Genomic DNA, 15,607 nt, shown 5'->3' with positions numbered 1-15,607 from the left:
GATGGTGTCCTGGTTTTCTTCTTCATTATATGTGCCGAACTCGAATTTCCCAAAAATCTGAAAATGAGGGCTTGGTTTGATACACAAGCCAGCGGCTAATGTGACAAATGAGATTGTAACTTTTCCTGAAAAGGGGAAGTCTACACATTGTTTTATAATCAGGAAAAGTAGCTGGGGTTGTTTTTTTCAATATCCGTAAACTCGTTAAGTACAAGGGTAGCTGATTCCGGTTCTGTGGTAATATTAAAACTGCCTTTTTCCTGGCAAAAGGAATAAAATGTAATAAATAATTATGCAAAGGTTGAGGTTAATTTGTTCATCTTGTCGTTTGTTAGCTACAAGTATGACAAATTAAAATGGAGCGGCACGTAACCTCATTTTGTTCTAATCTTTCTGAATAAAAAATGGATATGTCTTTTAAAAGAGATGAGTCTGTTAAATCCTAGTTTGTATAATAATCTGCCAATTTTTAAATGTGTATCCAGGTTTTTAAAGGCTTTGATTTGATGCTTGAGGTAGTATTTTTTATCAAAAAACATTGAGTTTTTGTAGTAATTCCACCAGATATCACCGAATGGTCTTGGAGTATCCCACGGTTTTTCGAGTATATAATGAATTACGTCTGGTGTTGTAATATGTAGTCCGTCAAGTAATTTTGGGAATGTATAATTATAAGAATGTTCGATGTATAATATACTATTTTTGAATATGATATTTAATATATCTTGGTCTTGATATGTAAGATTTAAGGTTGCTAACTTGTGTATTTTATCATTATAAGAATCTAATTCCTTCCTGATATACTTAAGGTTGAACAGTAATATGCCGGCATTGATGTATTCAGTAGGATTAAGTTGAAGTGTTTTAATATATCGGCTTTGAGAAGTTTCGGTGGTATTAAAAAATTCTCGTGCGCCCGCCAGATGGTAGTTTTCTATGTCAGTATTAAACAGATTGCTGAGGTCTGTATTGATAATGGTATCAACATCAAGATATAAGATTTTTTCAATATCAGTAAAGACAGCCGGGATTAGTAATCGATAATAGGTTTCTATGGTCACATTTCTAATCTCAAATCCATTTTTGAAGGCATCATCAACATCAATAAATGTCAATGAGATGTTTTTATAACGTGATTCCAGTTTGCGAATCTTCTGTTGATTACTGTCACTAAGGCGTGAGCGAGAAAAGAGTATGTGAATATTATAGAAGCTGTCAGGCTTGGCGTTGACAGCTAAAGAAGTAATGCACACTCCGGCAGGAATCGTAAAGGAGTCGTTAAAACTAATAACTAAATGTATATTCATATTTGAGCTTTCTGTGAAAGTTAGTCCTTTCTCCAATAATGCTGAAAAACAATATAAAGAAGACTAAAACTAATAATATTCTCAATAAAGTAGGCCAAAGTGCTGCCTTCAATCCCAATTATGGGAACAAGAAAGTAGCATAGGGAAACGACTAGTACGCCTGAAATTGCTTCAGATACAATAAAAGCTACTGTCTTTTCTTTTGCAATAAGCAAAAAACCTAAAAGCCAGCATAACACTTTTAAGACATCCCCCATTATCTGCCATTTAATAATATAGGCTGCTTCGTGGAATTCTTTCGATAGGATGACGTTTATCACCGGAATCCTGAGGATATATAAAAGTAATCCTCCTGCTATTAAAATGGGGGTCAAGGTAAGGAGTGCTATTTTAATTTCCCGTTTGATTTCCTTATTGCTTTTTAACTTTGCAAATGTTGGTAAGAAATAATAGCCAAAAGGTAAGGTTGCAAAACTAATATAGCTGGTGCTTATTCTGTTTATCCCTTCCCAAATGCCGGCCTCATGCAGGGCCAGGTTATGGGTTAAGATAGTTCGTATGCTCATTACGACAAGGGGGGTAACTATACCGGACGTTATTGCCGTTAAGGAGAACTTTGTCAGTTTCTGCATAACAACAGTGGAAAATAACGGTTTAAACCTGTAACCGTGCTTGTACAATATATGGGCTCCTACACTTAAAGCAAGTAGGGATTGAAACAATATAGCCCAAAGCAATCCCTTTAAACCCAAGAAGTATAATGCTGAAATTGTTAGTATAAAGCTACTAATGAAGTACAGGATATTTAACGTAATAAACAGTTTTAGCTTTTGGATGCCATTGATGATAGAAATAAGTAGGTTAAAAAGAGATGTTGTAATTATGTATATGCCTGCAAACCGAACTACTAGAATGTAATCGTTGCTTTGGAATAGTACTTCGGAAATATAGCCTGAGAGTAATGCAAAGCACAAGCCTATGAATACGGATGCTATTATCACTATAAGTATGCTTGTGATAATAACTAACTGGCGTTTTGAAGGACTTTCCTGATATTCACTGAGACATTTAATTATCCCATGATTAATTCCTGTATTGGCCAGATTGGTTCCAAACTGTAAGGCATTTTGCAGTTGACTTACAATGGCAAGGCCGGTGGGGCCTGTTAATAAGGCAATTATTTTAATGTTTAGTATGCCAATTATTACCCTTACAAGTACTTGTGACGAGTTTTTTATTGAAGTAGTAAGTAACCTATTATTTGTAAAGCTTAATTTCATGCTGTTATTCAATGCTTCAATTATTTTAACGAGGGAAATAGGTAAATATTTGAAATAAATACCTACATAAACAATAATTATGGCATTTTACCGTCATCAATGAAAAGCCTTTTAGAATGTTATTGTCAGTAATCGTTATTTGTTATAATCAGAAAGACTTTATAGAGAGAACAATCAAGTCCGTTTTAAGACAAAAAACAGATTTTGATTTTGAGTTTATTATTGGAGATGATGGATCAATAGATGGTACCAGTGATATTATTGCCCAGTATGCCCAAAAATATCCTATGATTAGATATTTCCAACATGAGAAGAATAAAGGCTTAATTGGTAACTATTCCTTTTGTTATAGAGCTGCGAAAGGAAAATATATTGCAACTTTGGATGGTGATGACTACTGGATAGATGATTATAAACTGTCAAAGCAGATTCAGCTACTAGAATCTGATGATAATATGGGAATGGTTCATACTCAGTACGACACGATGTATATGTATCCTAAATTATTTGGGAAACGGTATCATAAAAACACCATTAGTCAGAAATTGGCTGAGCAGAATTGTTCATTTCAAGGCATATATTCCAATAGTGTAATTTGCTCATCAACAGTATGCTATCGAAAATCAATTATTGATGAAAGTCTGCTTATAGATCGGTTTGATGATGGATGTTTTAAGATGGAGGATGGGCCTATTTTTCTGCAATGTTCATTAAATAATTCTGTCGGTTATATCAATGATTCAACAACGGTATACAGGGTAAATGTACATTCGGTATCTCATTCAGAGGATAGCAATCGACGTTTAAGGTTTTTAGAGGAAACTCTAGAAGTAAGACAATTCTTTGCCAAATTGACAAAGATTGATTCAAAAACAGAAGAATTGTTAATGCAGAACAGGGCATTGAGTTATGCTTATCATTATTATAAAGAAAGCGATTATAAAGCTTTTTTGAAGGTCTATAAGACAATTAAATTGAAACCTTTGTTAATAAGGGGTATGAAATTTATTCTTTGCATAAAAAAATACGGACTGATTAAAGGAGACGAATTTCTTAAAGCATAGTTTGTTCTTTTAAATATTGGTTATAATCTCTAATGTAATCAGATTCATCATATTCGTGAGATGAAAGTGCTAAAAGAAGACATCCTTTACTAAAATTCTCCATTACATGCCATATGCCAGGTTTAATATGTAGTCCTATGTTTGGATTATCTACAATTATTCTACATTGTTCTCGCCCCGTGTCTAAAACAACCTCAAAACTTCCATTGATTGCAATTAAAAACTGATGCTGGTCATAATGAGAATGGTAACCACGTGTTTTATTTTCAGGGACATCATAAATGTAATATACTCGTTTAACCTCAAAAGGCACTTGCTTATTTCCTTCCATAAAAGTCAAGTTACCTCTAGAATCTGTTACTTTTGGTAAGGTAATTAGCTGATAATAACTGTTTAGATTCACCATATTTATAAATGTATCGCTTTAGGCTTATTAAACTTAAATATTAAGTTATTATTGTATATGAAAATACCATTTCTTAATCTAAAACATATTAATCAAGCTTATCAGTCGAGGATTGAAGAAGCCATTCGCCGTGTTATTAACTCAGGTTGGTACTTGCAAGGTGAAGAAAATAATCGATTTGAAAGTGTGTTGTCAGAGCAAATTGGCTGTAATTATGTTGTTGGTACAGGAAATGGATTAGATGCTTTGCGTTTAATTTTCAGAGCTTACATCGAAATGGGCTTACTTAAAGTTGGAGATGAGGTGATTGTGCCTGCTAATACTTATATAGCATCTATTTTATCAATTAGTGAGAATGGTTTGATACCAGTATTGGTTGAGCCTGACATTGATACTTATAATATTAGTCCTGAGAAGATAGGAGTTAGTATTACAAATCGGACAAAGGCAATTTTAGTCGTACATCTGTATGGCTTAGTTTGCGATATGGAGACAATCAGTCGAATAGTGAAGAGTAAGGGGCTACTTTTGATCGAAGATAATGCACAAGCTATTGGAGCAGAATTGAATGGAAGAAAAACAGGAAATCTTTCAGATGCAGCTGCCTTTAGTTTTTATCCGGGCAAAAACATTGGTGCTTTGGGCGATGCAGGAGCTGTTACAACAAATAACCCTGAATTGGCAAATCTAATAAAGGCTCTTGCTAATTATGGTTCTTCAAAGAAATACATTAATAAGTTTAAGGGGATCAATTCACGCTTAGATGAGATTCAGGCTGCGATCTTAAATCTCAAATTAGATGATTTGAACGATATCACAGAAAGAAGAAGAACAATAGCTAGGCGTTATTGTAATGAAATTAAAAATTCAAATCTTGTCTTACCACAGTGGCCTCGTGATAAAATGAAACATTCCTGGCATTTATATGTAATCCGATCGAATTATCGTGACGCCTTGATGAAATTTCTTTCTGAAAAGGGCATTGGTTCAATGATTCATTATCCAACTCCACCGCATAAACAAGAAGCATACAAAGAAATAAATAACTTGAGTTTTCCAGTGACAGAAGAAATTCATAAAACCATATTAAGTATTCCTTTACATCAATGTTTAAGTGAAAAAGAAATCGATTTTATCATAAAAGCACTCAATGAATTTAAACCGAATGATGCTGAATAACACGAATACTCTCCCTAATTTTTCCTTACTTTGCAAATAAATTTCCAAATGCAAACAACAATATTCAATCAACAGCAAAGCATTTTTAATCGCTTTATTGCAGAAATTCGTGACACTTCTATTCAGACTGATCCAATGCGCTTTCGTCGTAACATTGAGCGTATGGGCGAGATAATGGCCTATGAGATAAGCAAAGTATTGCCTCACGAAGTGAAGGATGTAACAACTCCTCTTGGTGTAGCACAGGAAAACGTTATGAATGAAGAGCCGGTGATTGCTTCCATTTTACGTGCTGGTTTGCCGATGCATCAAGGCTTGTTAAATTATTTCGACAGAGCTGAGAATGCATTTGTATCGGCTTATCGCAAGTACAATGAAAGAGGTGATTTCGACATTCACATTGAGTATATTTCATCCCCATCGTTAGATGACAAGATTGTGATATTGAGCGATCCTATGTTAGCGACCGGGACATCAATTGAGTTGGCCTACAAAGCGCTTTTAGTAAAAGGGAAGCCGAAACATGTGCACATCGCCTCATTAATTGCCAGTGAAGCAGGAGTGCAATATGTGCAAAATATGTTTAAAGACGAGCCTGTTACTTTATGGTTAGGGGCTGTTGATGCAGAATTGAATTCTAAATCATATATTATTCCAGGTATTGGTGATGCTGGCGATTTAGCATACGGAAGCAAGATTTAATCTTCTATTTTTCTCACCATTCCGGCGTCTGTACAGTTTTCAGTTAATTGAGTAATCGTTTTCTTAAAGACAGGGTGCATTAGTGTCGCCCAGTGATCAAGAAGAGGAAGAAGCGTAAAACGACGCTCATGCAATTTAGGATGAGGAATAATTAAACGAGGCAGCGTTATTTGCTCATCGTTAAAAAATAAAATATCAATATCGATAGGCCGGGATTCGTAATGGGTTCCGGTTTTTGTTTTTCTGCCCAGTTTTTTCTCAATTTTCTGTGTGAAATCCAATAATTCTATAGGGTCCAAATCGGAATTAAATTCTACCACCTGGTTGATGAAGTTTTGCTCAGCTTCAAATCCCCAGGCCTCACTTTCGTAATAATCTGATACGAGTATGGGCTCTTTAAGACGTTCTGATAGTAGAACGATACTCTTTTTTAGTGAGCTGATGACATCATCTTGATTACCACCTAACAATAAAATTTGCTTGTTCATATTAAAATTTAACGTTTTAGAAATGAAAACCGACCAAATGGTTCACTATATTTGTAATCAAATTAATAGATATAATTGTAAGTGTTTTTTTAATACTTTTGTTTGAATGATGTTGAACGAATCAACGCCACTAAACTCAATTCTATCATTATGGTGAAATTTTTTAAATACTTATTGGCAACATTTGCCGGAGCATTAACATTTGTATTGTTTTTAATATTAATGGTATTAATAATCGTTTCTTCTAGTGAGAAAGAAGTAACGATTAGCGAAAATACAATTCTTCTTTTAGATCTCAATGGTCCTATTGTTGATAGGGTTATTGAAGATGATTTATCAAGTGCGTTAAACTCTTTACAAGGAAAACCAGCAACTGAAGGTTTAAACCGCCTTCTAAAGAATATCGAAAAAGCGAAACGCGACGAAAATATTGTAGGAATCGTTATGGAATCGGGTATGCCAATGACTGGTTATGCTACTATTGAGGAGATTCGTAATGCACTGATAGACTTTAAAACATCGGGTAAATTCATTTATAGTTATGCCCCTGTTTATACGCAGAAAGCTTATTACCTGGCATCCGTAGCCGATAAGATTTACCTGACGCCATCGGGTATGTTGGAGCTAAAAGGAATGTATGCTGAGCGAACTTTCTTCAAAAAAGCATTGGAGAAAGTGGGTGTTGAGATACAGGTGTTCAAGCATGGTAAGTTTAAGTCGGCAGTTGAGCCATTTTTGTTAGAGAAGATGAGTGAGCCGGCACGTTTACAAACCGAGGTTTATCTCAACTCAATGTGGGATCATGTGAAAGCTGGTATTGCTGAGGCAAGAGGTTTAAGTTCAGAAAAAGTATCTGCCTTAGCCGATGAGATGCCAATGTTTCGCACTGACGAGTCATTGATTGAATCAGGTTTAATTGATGGTTTAAAGTATAAAGATGAGGTAATTGGCGAGCTGAAAGAGTTGATGGATGTAGATGCATCTGACGACCTGGAAGCAGTAACAAGCAGTAAATATGCTAAAGTTTATGTGTCAAACGGCAAGGGTTTTATTAAAGAGAAAATAGCTGTTATCTATGCTGAGGGAGATATTGATGGAACTTCATCTGATGGTATTAAGTCTGATAAATTGTCAAAAACCATTCGTAAAGCGCGTCGTGATAGTTCAATCAAAGCGATTGTTTTCCGAGTAAATTCACCGGGAGGTTCGGCCCTTGGTTCGGAAATTATTTGGAGAGAAGTAGAGTTAGCGCAGCAAGTTAAACCAGTCATTGTATCAATGGGTAACTATGCAGCGTCAGGAGGTTACTATATTTCGTGTGCAGCACATAAGATTGTGGCAAACCCAACAACATTGACGGGTTCTATTGGTATTTTTGGTATGATACCGAATGCTGAAGGATTGACCAGGAAGATTGGTGTGAGTTTCGATGGAGTTAAGACCAATAAGTTTGCCGACATGCCAAGTTTAACGCGTCCATTCCGCAAAGAAGAAAAAGACCTGCTGCAAGCATATATTGTTAAAGGTTACGATACGTTTATTGGCCGATGTGCCGATGGTCGTGAAACAACAAAAGAAGCCATTGATGAAATTGGCCAGGGACGTGTTTGGAGTGGTGTTAATGCTTTGGACATTGACTTGGTTGATGAAATTGGTGGTTTAAATAAGGCCATTGAGCTAGCCAAAGAAGCAGCCGAATTAGAAGAGTATCGCATTGTTGATTTGCCAAAAGCAGAAGATCCGATTGAGCAGTTTATGAAAGAGCTGACAGGTGAAGCGCGTATGTTTGTTGGTAAATCGTTAATGGGAGAGGAATATAAGTATATTGAGACGCTTGAAAGTTTGAAGAATGGTTATCAGATTCAAGCTCGTATTCCTTACAATTTAGAAATCAAATAAAGGATAAGAAAATAGAGTGGCAGCTTGCCTTGTGGCAAGCTGTTTTTTGTGTCAGAGTAAGAAAATGAAAATTCGAAAACTGTTATATCCATTTAGTCTGTTGTACGGCAGTATCACATCGATTCGAAATAAGTGTTTCGATATGGGAATACTAAAGTCAAAAAGCTATGCTTTGCCCGTTATTTCGGTGGGGAATATTACAGTTGGCGGAACCGGAAAAACGCCTCTGACAGAGTATTTGATTCGAATTTTAAAAGATGATTATAAATTAACCTTGTTAAGTCGGGGTTATAAACGGAAGACAAAAGGAGCACTTTTAGCCAACAACAGTAGTACGGCAGAATCAATTGGTGACGAACCGTTCCAGATTAAAAGCAAGTTCTCAGATGTTACTGTTGCTGTTGCTGAAAAGCGGGTAGAGGGTATGGAACTCATCCAGAAGAACACGCAGACAGATGTGGTGGTGATGGATGACGCTTATCAACACCGATATGTTAAGCCTGGGTTTTCACTATTGGTTATTGATTTTAATCGACCCTTATGGAAAGACTGTCCGTTTCCTGCGGGTGATTTGCGTGAGACAAAACATGGCCAGCAGCGCGCTGATCTTATTGTGGTTAACAAATGCCCTGAAGATTTTTCGGAGCAGGACAAAAACTTTTGGTTGAAAAAGTTGAAGGCCACCGGCCAGCAGCAAGTATTTTTCACCACTATCAGCTATGGTTTGCCAAAGGCTGTGAGTTATGGTAATCAAAAGAGTTTTTCGGGAGGAATGCCAATTGTAGCTTTGGCGGGTATAGCACGGCCAGAAAGTTTTATCAATCATCTAAAAATAAAATATAAAGTTGACCAACAGCTTATCTTTCCCGACCATCATCATTTTACTTCAAATGATATTGATGAGATAGTTGATGCTGCCGGTAGAGAAAACATCAAAGCATTGGTTACAACTGAGAAAGATGCAGTTCGCTTTGAGAAACTACCTGATTACATCAGGGAGAAAAGTTGGTTTATACCAATTGAGTTGAAGGTGCTTTTTAATGAACAAGAGAAATTTGAAAATAGAATACGCAACTATGTTAGAAACCATTCAAATTACAGCTGATTACTTGCGTAATCAGAGTAAGCTTAACCCGGTAATCGGAATTATTTTAGGAACAGGACTAGGAGGACTTGTAGAAGAAATTGAAATTGAGAAGTCAATTTCTTACGCAGACATACCCAATTTTCCGGTGTCAACAGTTGAAGGACACAGTGGCCGATTAATATTCGGAATGATTAATAATGTGCCTATTTTGGCTATGCAAGGCCGCTTTCATTATTATGAAGGTTACGATATGAAAGAAGTGACTTTCCCGGTAAGAGTGATGAAGCAATTAGGCATTGAAACCTTATTTGTATCCAATGCCAGCGGTGGTCTTAACCCAGACTATGCGGTGGGTGATATAATGGTGATTAACGACCAGATTAATATGTTTGGTGATAATCCTTTAATTGGGAAAAACGATAATAAACTTGGGCCTCGCTTCCCGGATATGAGTGAACCATACAGCAAGAAATTCATTGCAGAAGCACTTAAAATTGGTGCAGAAAATGGGATTGACTTAAAACAAGGGGTGTATGTAGGAACCACAGGTCCAACTTTTGAAACACCAGCCGAATACAAGATGTTCCGCATTTTAGGTGCTGATGCAGTAGGTATGTCAACTGTGCCTGAGGTAATTGTAGCACGGCATATGGATATGCAATGCTTCGGTATTTCAATTATTACCGATTCGGGCGTTCCTGGTCAGATAGTTGAGGTATCGCACGAAGAGGTGCAGGAAGTAGCAGCTGCTGCCGAACCAAAAATGACAAAAGTAATTAAGGAATTAGTTAGCAGGATTTAATCGAGTTAAGTTATATAGTTTAAGGGTAATTGGTGTTAGGCTGGTTGCCCTTTTTTAGTATTCCCTTCTAAATTCTGCCACATTAACTAATGCTTCTTCAATAGAATAAAAGCCATTTCCAAAGGCATCAACCAGTTTCTTACTCGAATATTTTGATTGATTTTGTGATGTGCGGGCTGTCTCTTTAGTCATCTTAGGCGCTTTGCCCCACAGCATATATTTTAAGCGTTCGAAGCGCCAGGCCAGACCGGTTAAAGCCCGATTAGCTTTTACGTTGGGCGCTTTCACCTGAAAAACATGGGCGGCCGTATTCATCAAATCCTGGTACTTCAGGTTTTCGCTATTGATCACAAAACGCTCATTAACATACTCGGAGTTGCAAATATTGATCATGGCTTTCACCACATCGCGAACATCAACAAAGCCGGTGCCTCCACCGGTGTAGAAGAGCATGTTTTTGCTTAAAGTGTTAATGAGTTGACCAGAACTTTTATCATCGGGGCAAGGACCAATTATAACGGATGGATTCACCACTACTGCATTGAGTCCTTCTTTGGTGCCTCGCCACACTTCCATCTCGGCCCTGAACTTACTTTGCGAATACACAGAATGATTATCGTCGTTTTGCCAAAATGTGGTTTCATCGATGAGTTCGCCATTTTGAGATTTACCCAATGTGGCGATAGAGCTCACATGGCAAAAGCGTTTAACGCCCAGTTCAATGGCGGCATTGACCAGGTTGGCTGTGCCTTCCACGTTGATATTAAACATCTCATCGCGGTCGCTGGGCTTAAATGATACCATGGCGGCACAATGATAGATGGTGTCAACATCTTTCATAGCATCTTTCAGCAGGAAGTAATCTGTTAAATCGGCCTGAATCCATTCAATAGAGTCCAATCCAACTGTTTGATAATGCTCAAAAATAGCTTTAACAGTGGCTTTACTCTCTTCAGAGCGATACAAGGCACGTATTGGCTCGCCTTTTTGTATTAATGCATTTAATAAGTGAGAACCAACTAATCCTGTAGCACCGGTTACTAATATCATACGGTCGATTTACCAGTTAAATTTAATGGTTTGCTTCAGGTCGGGATGCACGCTTAAAGGCACCGGACTAATGCCGGCCACACTTTCGATTAAAGCTTTCTCATCATCGCTATAGCCTTTATTGGGAAAGTGAAATTCAATTACAACCTCTGCAACCCGGCGTGGATTTTCAGCCATTATTTTGGTGATATCTAATTCAGTGCCTTCAATATCAATGTTGTTATCCATGGCTTTGATGCCCATAATTGTCATGATGCAGTTACCCAATGCGGTAGCCAGCATGTCGGTTGGCGAAAATGCTTCACCTTTACCGCGGTTATCGGTTGGGGCATCGGTAATGATTTTAGCACCCGATTGTAGATGTATGTTTTCGGTACGAAGACCTCCCAGGTATTTTGTTTTTATTGTTGTCATGGCATTATTTTTAAGACATAAGACTTAAGATACAAGACACAAGATATGGGCCAATATTTAAAGGCGGAAAAATACAAATAATATTAAGGCCTGAAAAGCTTTGGGTCTAATTGTCTTGCATCTGATGTCTTAAATCTATTATCTGATATTCAGGTCTAATTAATTTACTAATTTTGTTTTTCAGATAATCAGATTGTTTCTAACATAAAAGAGCTTTAAAATGTTTTCAGGTATTGTTGAAGAAGCCGCCGTTGTAGTTGGCTTAGAGCAAGATAAAGGAAATCTTCATTTGACATTGGAGTGCTCATTTACCGATGAGTTAAAAATAGACCAGAGTATTGCACACAATGGTGTTTGCCTGACGGTGGTTAAAAAGGAAGGCAAGACTTACACGGTAACTGCCATTAAAGAAACCCTTGAAAAGTCGAATCTGGGCTTGTTAAAAATTGGCGATAAAGTAAATCTGGAGCGCAGCATGATTATGAATGGTCGTTTGGACGGGCATATTGTGCAGGGCCATGTTGACCAGACTGCCAAGTGTATCGAGGTGAAGGAAGCTGATGGCAGTTGGTATTTCACATTCCAGTATGTGGTGGATAAAGAGAAAGCTGCCGAAGGCTATATGACCGTTGAAAAAGGTTCGGTGACCGTTAATGGTGTTAGCCTTACTGTTGTTAATAGCAAAGACGACCAATTCTCAGTGGCCATTATTCCTTATACCTACGATTTCACCAACTTCCACCAGATTGAAGTGGGCTCAACCATCAATATTGAGTTCGATATCCTGGGCAAATACATTAGCCGCATTATGGCTATTCAGAATAAGTAGGATTGACAATAATTGAAATGTATTAAGGATGTCATCTTAATGCGATTTATGCAAGTAAAGATGACATCCTTTTTTTCTTTATAGGCAAGCCACCACCTTTTTAAATAGAGTAATCAATCCTTTTTCGGCTTCTGCTGCCACATCCAATATTTCCTGCAAACTCACCGGATGCAAATTATCCGGATTGCATTCGTCGGTTAAAACAGATACGGCCGCACATGGTAAATTCATATGGTTAGCCACGATGACCTCCGGCACAGTGGACATACCCACTGCGTCGCCACCAATAAGTTTAATGTAGCGGTATTCGGCACGTGTTTCCAGGTTTGGACCAGGAACCGATGCATACACCCCTTCGTGCAGCGTCACGTTATTTTCTTTGGCAGTCTTTTTTAGCAATTGATTAATGTTCTTATCAAAGGGCTGGCTCATATCGGGGAATCGAGGCCCCAGTTCATTAATATTTTTACCTGTTAAGGGGTTTTCGGGCAGCAGGTTAATGTGATCATCCAACAGCATTAACGAGCCTTTTTTATAGTTAAGGTTAACAGCACCAGCCGCATTCGAAATTAATAGTTGCTGAACGCCCAATAGCTTCATAACACGCACGGGCAATGTGATTTGCTGCATATTGTAGCCTTCGTAGTAATGAAAGCGGCCTTGCATGGCTAATACTTTTTTTCCTTCCAGCTCGCCATAAATTAGTTTGCCTTTATGTGATTCAACGGTTGAAACCGGAAAGTTTGGAATGCTGGCATAATCAATTTCTTTGATGATTTGAATGCTACTGACCAAACCGCCTAAGCCGGTGCCCAATATGATGCCTACATGTGGTTTTGCAATGCCCTGCTGCTCTATAAAAGCCGCCGATTCTTTTATTTGTTCGTATGTTATTTTCATTATCTTTTATTTTTTTTCAAAGATATACAGACCTGACGGGTCTTAAAATAAATTATTGAAATGCTTACTCATTAAATAATCGCGTTGCTCGTTGGGCAGATTAGTTATTGTGGACAGATGCGCATGTATGGCTTTTTGCCAGGTTGAAAACGTATTTCGTTCTTCCATGAAATAATCAAAAGCCGTATAACCAAGTTCGCGCACATCATCACCAAACCAACGGTAAAGTTCGTGATAAACCTGAGGCTTAATAAGTGTAGTGCCTATCTCATCGTACCATTGATCCAGTTCGTCTGTAGTGATGAACTTAGTTTCTGTACAACTAGTTATCAAATGTTCTTTGATAGCTGTCCAGTTGGGGGTTCGATTGGCTTGGCTATTAAGATACTTATCAATGACGTTTTCGAAAGAAAGAGAAGCGTTTGATTTTAGTAATTGAATTATTAATGGCCAGGTATACACTGCATAGTCCGTCCAAACAATGCTGCCTTTGGTAGTAGTTTGCTGCCCATTTTTAAAGGGATAATCTTTCGGAAGAGTTAGCTGTTTTAAAAAACGAAACGATTTTTGAACCAAAAGACGTTTTTCAGTCCTCAATAAATGGGGGGCATATTTATTTAATGTAACAACCAAATCCTGGTTATTTCTTGACTGTCGGATGTCTGGCATGTTGCTTTGCTCTACAGGCCAAACAATGTAATGATGGGTATTTTGAAGCAGGTACTTATCCATTGATTGTGCAATAATCGTTTGATTTAGTAGTTTTAAATATCGTAATCTATTTAAAATCTACACATATGAAAGACATAAAATTTATCTACTTAAGCTTATTGTTGGGTTTCTTATCGTTCATGACAGCCTGTGACGACGATAAACCAGAGCCGATTGAACCTAATCCGGTTCCGGAAGAAGTGCAGGCCATTAATCAATTCGTTTGGGAAAATATGGATTTTGCCTATTTCTGGAACTCAGAGATGCCTGAAATTGACTATAAGCAAGAAGAGGATACATATGATTTTTTTGATAAATTATTGTACTCCGATGTTGATCATTGGTCGTTTATTACCGATGATATTGAAGCTCTCAATAATTATTTCTCTGGCATTAGTAAATCCATGGGGCATTCGTTTCGTTTGTTCAGATTGACTGGGGACTCTGAAGACATAATTGGGTTTATTGAATATGTTGAACCGGGTTCGCCTGCTGATTTAGCTGGGGGGATTTATCGGGGACGCCTATTTCATAAGATCGATGGCAAGCAACTGACAATATCGAATTATTCAGAGTTGTTGAATCAGGATGAATATACAATGACCTTTGGTGTGCTCAATCAAGATTTATCCATAACAGATGAAACACCATCTGTTAAGCTAATTGCTGTTGAATGGCAGAGTAATCCAATATTACTAAGTAAAGTAATTGAGCATGGTGGTGCGAAGGTTGGCTATCTTGTTTATAATTCATTTGTAAGCGACTACGATGATGAATTAGAAGCGGTGTTTGCCGATTTTAAGAGTCAGGGTGTGGATAACCTGGTGCTTGACTTACGCTATAATAGTGGTGGCTCGGTTAATACTGCCATTTTATTAAGTAGTTTGATTGCTCCGGCTGATAAAGCAGGTGATGTGTTATTACGAACCAGTTATAACACTAATTTGACCAATTATTTTGATACTCAGTATCCGAATGAAACAGACTTATATGTTGATCGCTTGGTTTCTAATGCCAACAACCTAGATTTAAATAAGGTGGCTGTATTAACAACATTTAAAACTGCGTCGGCCAGCGAAATGGTTATTTACGGACTCGATCCGCATATGGAAGTCTATCATATTGGTGAGCAGACACATGGTAAATACTATGGGTCAATAACAATAAGTGATCCTGATGAAAAGCATACTTGGGCCATTCAACCAATTGTTATGCGTGCCGAAAATAAAACTAATTCTATTAATTATAATGAAGGCTTAATACCCGATCAGGATAGAGTTGATTTTCTGGATGCTGCAGATTTTTACGAGCTAGGTGATGTTAAGGAAGATTTTCTTGCTGCCGCACTAACTGAGTTAACAGGTGTTGTGCCAGCCAATGCGCAGCTGAAAGGAATTAAACGGAAGGTAGGCGAGCCAGTAAATGTTGAATCAAAACTCTCTCACCCCTTGCAATATGACATGCATTACACCTTGAAGGAATAGAACAG

At 37.5% G+C, this 15,607-nt stretch carries 16 protein-coding genes; 8 read left to right on the top strand and 8 right to left on the bottom strand.

Annotated elements, in window-relative coordinates; genetic code table 11:
* Positions 1-374: 374 nt before the first annotated feature.
* Both J1N10_RS11340 and J1N10_RS11335 read right to left on the bottom strand, forming a co-directional pair.
* Positions 375-1,307: a glycosyltransferase family 8 protein gene (locus J1N10_RS11340; RefSeq protein WP_262326820.1), complete on the bottom strand. Its 933-nt coding sequence runs from the start codon at positions 1,305-1,307 to the stop codon at positions 375-377.
* Between the two features lie 20 nt (positions 1,308-1,327).
* Positions 1,328-2,587, bottom strand: a complete 1,260-nt coding sequence (locus J1N10_RS11335) for an O-antigen translocase (RefSeq protein ID WP_262326819.1) — start codon at positions 2,585-2,587, stop codon at positions 1,328-1,330.
* Between the two features lie 116 nt (positions 2,588-2,703).
* On the opposite strand from J1N10_RS11335, the gene J1N10_RS11330 reads away from it, so the two are divergent.
* Positions 2,704-3,651 (top strand): glycosyltransferase family 2 protein, encoded by a 948-nt coding sequence (locus J1N10_RS11330; protein WP_262326818.1) that lies wholly within the window; start codon positions 2,704-2,706, stop codon positions 3,649-3,651.
* Here J1N10_RS11330 and J1N10_RS11325 read toward each other — a convergent pair.
* Positions 3,641-4,057, bottom strand: a complete 417-nt coding sequence (locus J1N10_RS11325) for a sugar 3,4-ketoisomerase (protein ID WP_262326817.1) — start codon at positions 4,055-4,057, stop codon at positions 3,641-3,643. The genes J1N10_RS11330 and J1N10_RS11325 overlap by 11 nt on opposite strands.
* A gap of 57 nt (positions 4,058-4,114) precedes the next feature.
* Here J1N10_RS11325 and J1N10_RS11320 point away from each other — a divergent pair, with 57 nt between their 5' ends.
* The gene (locus tag J1N10_RS11320; RefSeq protein ID WP_262326816.1) at positions 4,115-5,236 is read left to right on the top strand and encodes a DegT/DnrJ/EryC1/StrS family aminotransferase; all 1,122 of its coding nucleotides are present in this window, start codon (positions 4,115-4,117) and stop codon (positions 5,234-5,236) included.
* Positions 5,237-5,284: 48 nt separating this feature from the next.
* Positions 5,285-5,938 (top strand): uracil phosphoribosyltransferase, encoded by a 654-nt coding sequence (gene upp, locus J1N10_RS11315; protein ID WP_262326815.1) that lies wholly within the window; start codon positions 5,285-5,287, stop codon positions 5,936-5,938.
* Here upp and folK read toward each other — a convergent pair.
* A complete protein-coding gene (gene folK / locus J1N10_RS11310; RefSeq protein ID WP_262326814.1) occupies positions 5,935-6,426 on the bottom strand; it encodes a 2-amino-4-hydroxy-6-hydroxymethyldihydropteridine diphosphokinase in 492 nt (163 codons plus the stop codon). The genes upp and folK overlap by 4 nt on opposite strands.
* 150 nt (positions 6,427-6,576) lie before the next feature.
* Between folK and sppA the strand changes: the two genes are divergently transcribed.
* The 3 genes from sppA to J1N10_RS11295 all read left to right on the top strand — a co-directional run bounded on the left by sppA (position 6,577) and on the right by J1N10_RS11295 (position 10,214).
* Positions 6,577-8,325 (top strand): signal peptide peptidase SppA, encoded by a 1,749-nt coding sequence (gene sppA, locus J1N10_RS11305; RefSeq protein WP_262326813.1) that lies wholly within the window; start codon positions 6,577-6,579, stop codon positions 8,323-8,325.
* A gap of 64 nt (positions 8,326-8,389) precedes the next feature.
* Positions 8,390-9,430 (top strand): tetraacyldisaccharide 4'-kinase, encoded by a 1,041-nt coding sequence (gene lpxK, locus J1N10_RS11300; protein ID WP_262326812.1) that lies wholly within the window; start codon positions 8,390-8,392, stop codon positions 9,428-9,430.
* A complete protein-coding gene (locus J1N10_RS11295; RefSeq protein ID WP_262326811.1) occupies positions 9,402-10,214 on the top strand; it encodes a purine-nucleoside phosphorylase in 813 nt (270 codons plus the stop codon). Before lpxK ends, J1N10_RS11295 begins: the two co-directional genes overlap by 29 nt.
* A 54-nt stretch (positions 10,215-10,268) precedes the next feature.
* Here J1N10_RS11295 and J1N10_RS11290 read toward each other — a convergent pair whose 3' ends face one another.
* Positions 10,269-11,264, bottom strand: coding sequence for an NAD-dependent epimerase/dehydratase family protein (locus J1N10_RS11290; RefSeq protein WP_262326810.1), 996 nt, complete (start codon positions 11,262-11,264; stop codon positions 10,269-10,271).
* A gap of 9 nt (positions 11,265-11,273) precedes the next feature.
* Positions 11,274-11,678: an OsmC family protein gene (locus J1N10_RS11285; RefSeq protein WP_262326809.1), complete on the bottom strand. Its 405-nt coding sequence runs from the start codon at positions 11,676-11,678 to the stop codon at positions 11,274-11,276.
* A gap of 220 nt (positions 11,679-11,898) precedes the next feature.
* Here J1N10_RS11285 and J1N10_RS11280 point away from each other — a divergent pair, with 220 nt between their 5' ends.
* The gene (locus J1N10_RS11280; RefSeq protein ID WP_262326808.1) at positions 11,899-12,507 is read left to right on the top strand and encodes a riboflavin synthase; all 609 of its coding nucleotides are present in this window, start codon (positions 11,899-11,901) and stop codon (positions 12,505-12,507) included.
* Between the two features lie 78 nt (positions 12,508-12,585).
* On the opposite strand, the gene J1N10_RS11275 is transcribed toward J1N10_RS11280, so the two are convergent.
* Together J1N10_RS11275 and J1N10_RS11270 are read right to left on the bottom strand one after the other, a co-directional pair.
* Complete coding sequence (locus J1N10_RS11275) at positions 12,586-13,407, bottom strand: purine-nucleoside phosphorylase (protein WP_262326807.1); 822 nt, start codon at positions 13,405-13,407, stop codon at positions 12,586-12,588.
* Between the two features lie 42 nt (positions 13,408-13,449).
* Positions 13,450-14,139 (bottom strand): hypothetical protein, encoded by a 690-nt coding sequence (locus J1N10_RS11270; protein WP_262326806.1) that lies wholly within the window; start codon positions 14,137-14,139, stop codon positions 13,450-13,452.
* 65 nt (positions 14,140-14,204) lie between these two features.
* On the opposite strand from J1N10_RS11270, the gene J1N10_RS11265 reads away from it, so the two are divergent.
* Entirely contained in the window at positions 14,205-15,602 is a 1,398-nt protein-coding gene (locus tag J1N10_RS11265) for a S41 family peptidase (RefSeq protein WP_262326805.1), read from the top strand.
* The last annotated feature ends 5 nt before the right edge of the window (positions 15,603-15,607 follow it).

The sequence above is a fragment of the Carboxylicivirga litoralis genome (assembly GCF_025499605.1).
Taxonomy (GTDB): domain Bacteria; phylum Bacteroidota; class Bacteroidia; order Bacteroidales; family Marinilabiliaceae; genus Carboxylicivirga; species Carboxylicivirga litoralis.
The sequence above is the reverse complement of the archived record's forward strand: the minus strand, read 5'-3'. Positions and strand labels throughout refer to the sequence as shown.

Excerpts from the sequence above, each read along its gene's own strand:
- J1N10_RS11285 (WP_262326809.1), bottom strand. The coding sequence starts at position 11,678 with ATGACAACAATAAAAACAAAATACCTGGGAGGTCTTCGTACCGAAAAC.
- J1N10_RS11325 (WP_262326817.1), bottom strand. The coding sequence starts at position 4,057 with ATGGTGAATCTAAACAGTTATTATCAGCTAATTACCTTACCAAAAGTA.
- J1N10_RS11340 (WP_262326820.1), bottom strand. The coding sequence starts at position 1,307 with ATGAATATACATTTAGTTATTAGTTTTAACGACTCCTTTACGATTCCT.
- J1N10_RS11335 (WP_262326819.1), bottom strand. The coding sequence starts at position 2,587 with ATGAAATTAAGCTTTACAAATAATAGGTTACTTACTACTTCAATAAAA.
- J1N10_RS11330 (WP_262326818.1), top strand. The coding sequence starts at position 2,704 with ATGTTATTGTCAGTAATCGTTATTTGTTATAATCAGAAAGACTTTATA.
- lpxK (WP_262326812.1), top strand. The coding sequence starts at position 8,390 with ATGAAAATTCGAAAACTGTTATATCCATTTAGTCTGTTGTACGGCAGT.
- J1N10_RS11280 (WP_262326808.1), top strand. The coding sequence starts at position 11,899 with ATGTTTTCAGGTATTGTTGAAGAAGCCGCCGTTGTAGTTGGCTTAGAG.
- J1N10_RS11320 (WP_262326816.1), top strand. The coding sequence starts at position 4,115 with ATGAAAATACCATTTCTTAATCTAAAACATATTAATCAAGCTTATCAG.
- J1N10_RS11295 (WP_262326811.1), top strand. The coding sequence starts at position 9,402 with ATGTTAGAAACCATTCAAATTACAGCTGATTACTTGCGTAATCAGAGT.
- J1N10_RS11275 (WP_262326807.1), bottom strand. The coding sequence starts at position 13,407 with ATGAAAATAACATACGAACAAATAAAAGAATCGGCGGCTTTTATAGAG.
- J1N10_RS11290 (WP_262326810.1), bottom strand. The coding sequence starts at position 11,264 with ATGATATTAGTAACCGGTGCTACAGGATTAGTTGGTTCTCACTTATTA.
- J1N10_RS11270 (WP_262326806.1), bottom strand. The coding sequence starts at position 14,139 with ATGGATAAGTACCTGCTTCAAAATACCCATCATTACATTGTTTGGCCT.
- sppA (WP_262326813.1), top strand. The coding sequence starts at position 6,577 with ATGGTGAAATTTTTTAAATACTTATTGGCAACATTTGCCGGAGCATTA.
- J1N10_RS11265 (WP_262326805.1), top strand. The coding sequence starts at position 14,205 with ATGAAAGACATAAAATTTATCTACTTAAGCTTATTGTTGGGTTTCTTA.
- upp (WP_262326815.1), top strand. The coding sequence starts at position 5,285 with ATGCAAACAACAATATTCAATCAACAGCAAAGCATTTTTAATCGCTTT.
- folK (WP_262326814.1), bottom strand. The coding sequence starts at position 6,426 with ATGAACAAGCAAATTTTATTGTTAGGTGGTAATCAAGATGATGTCATC.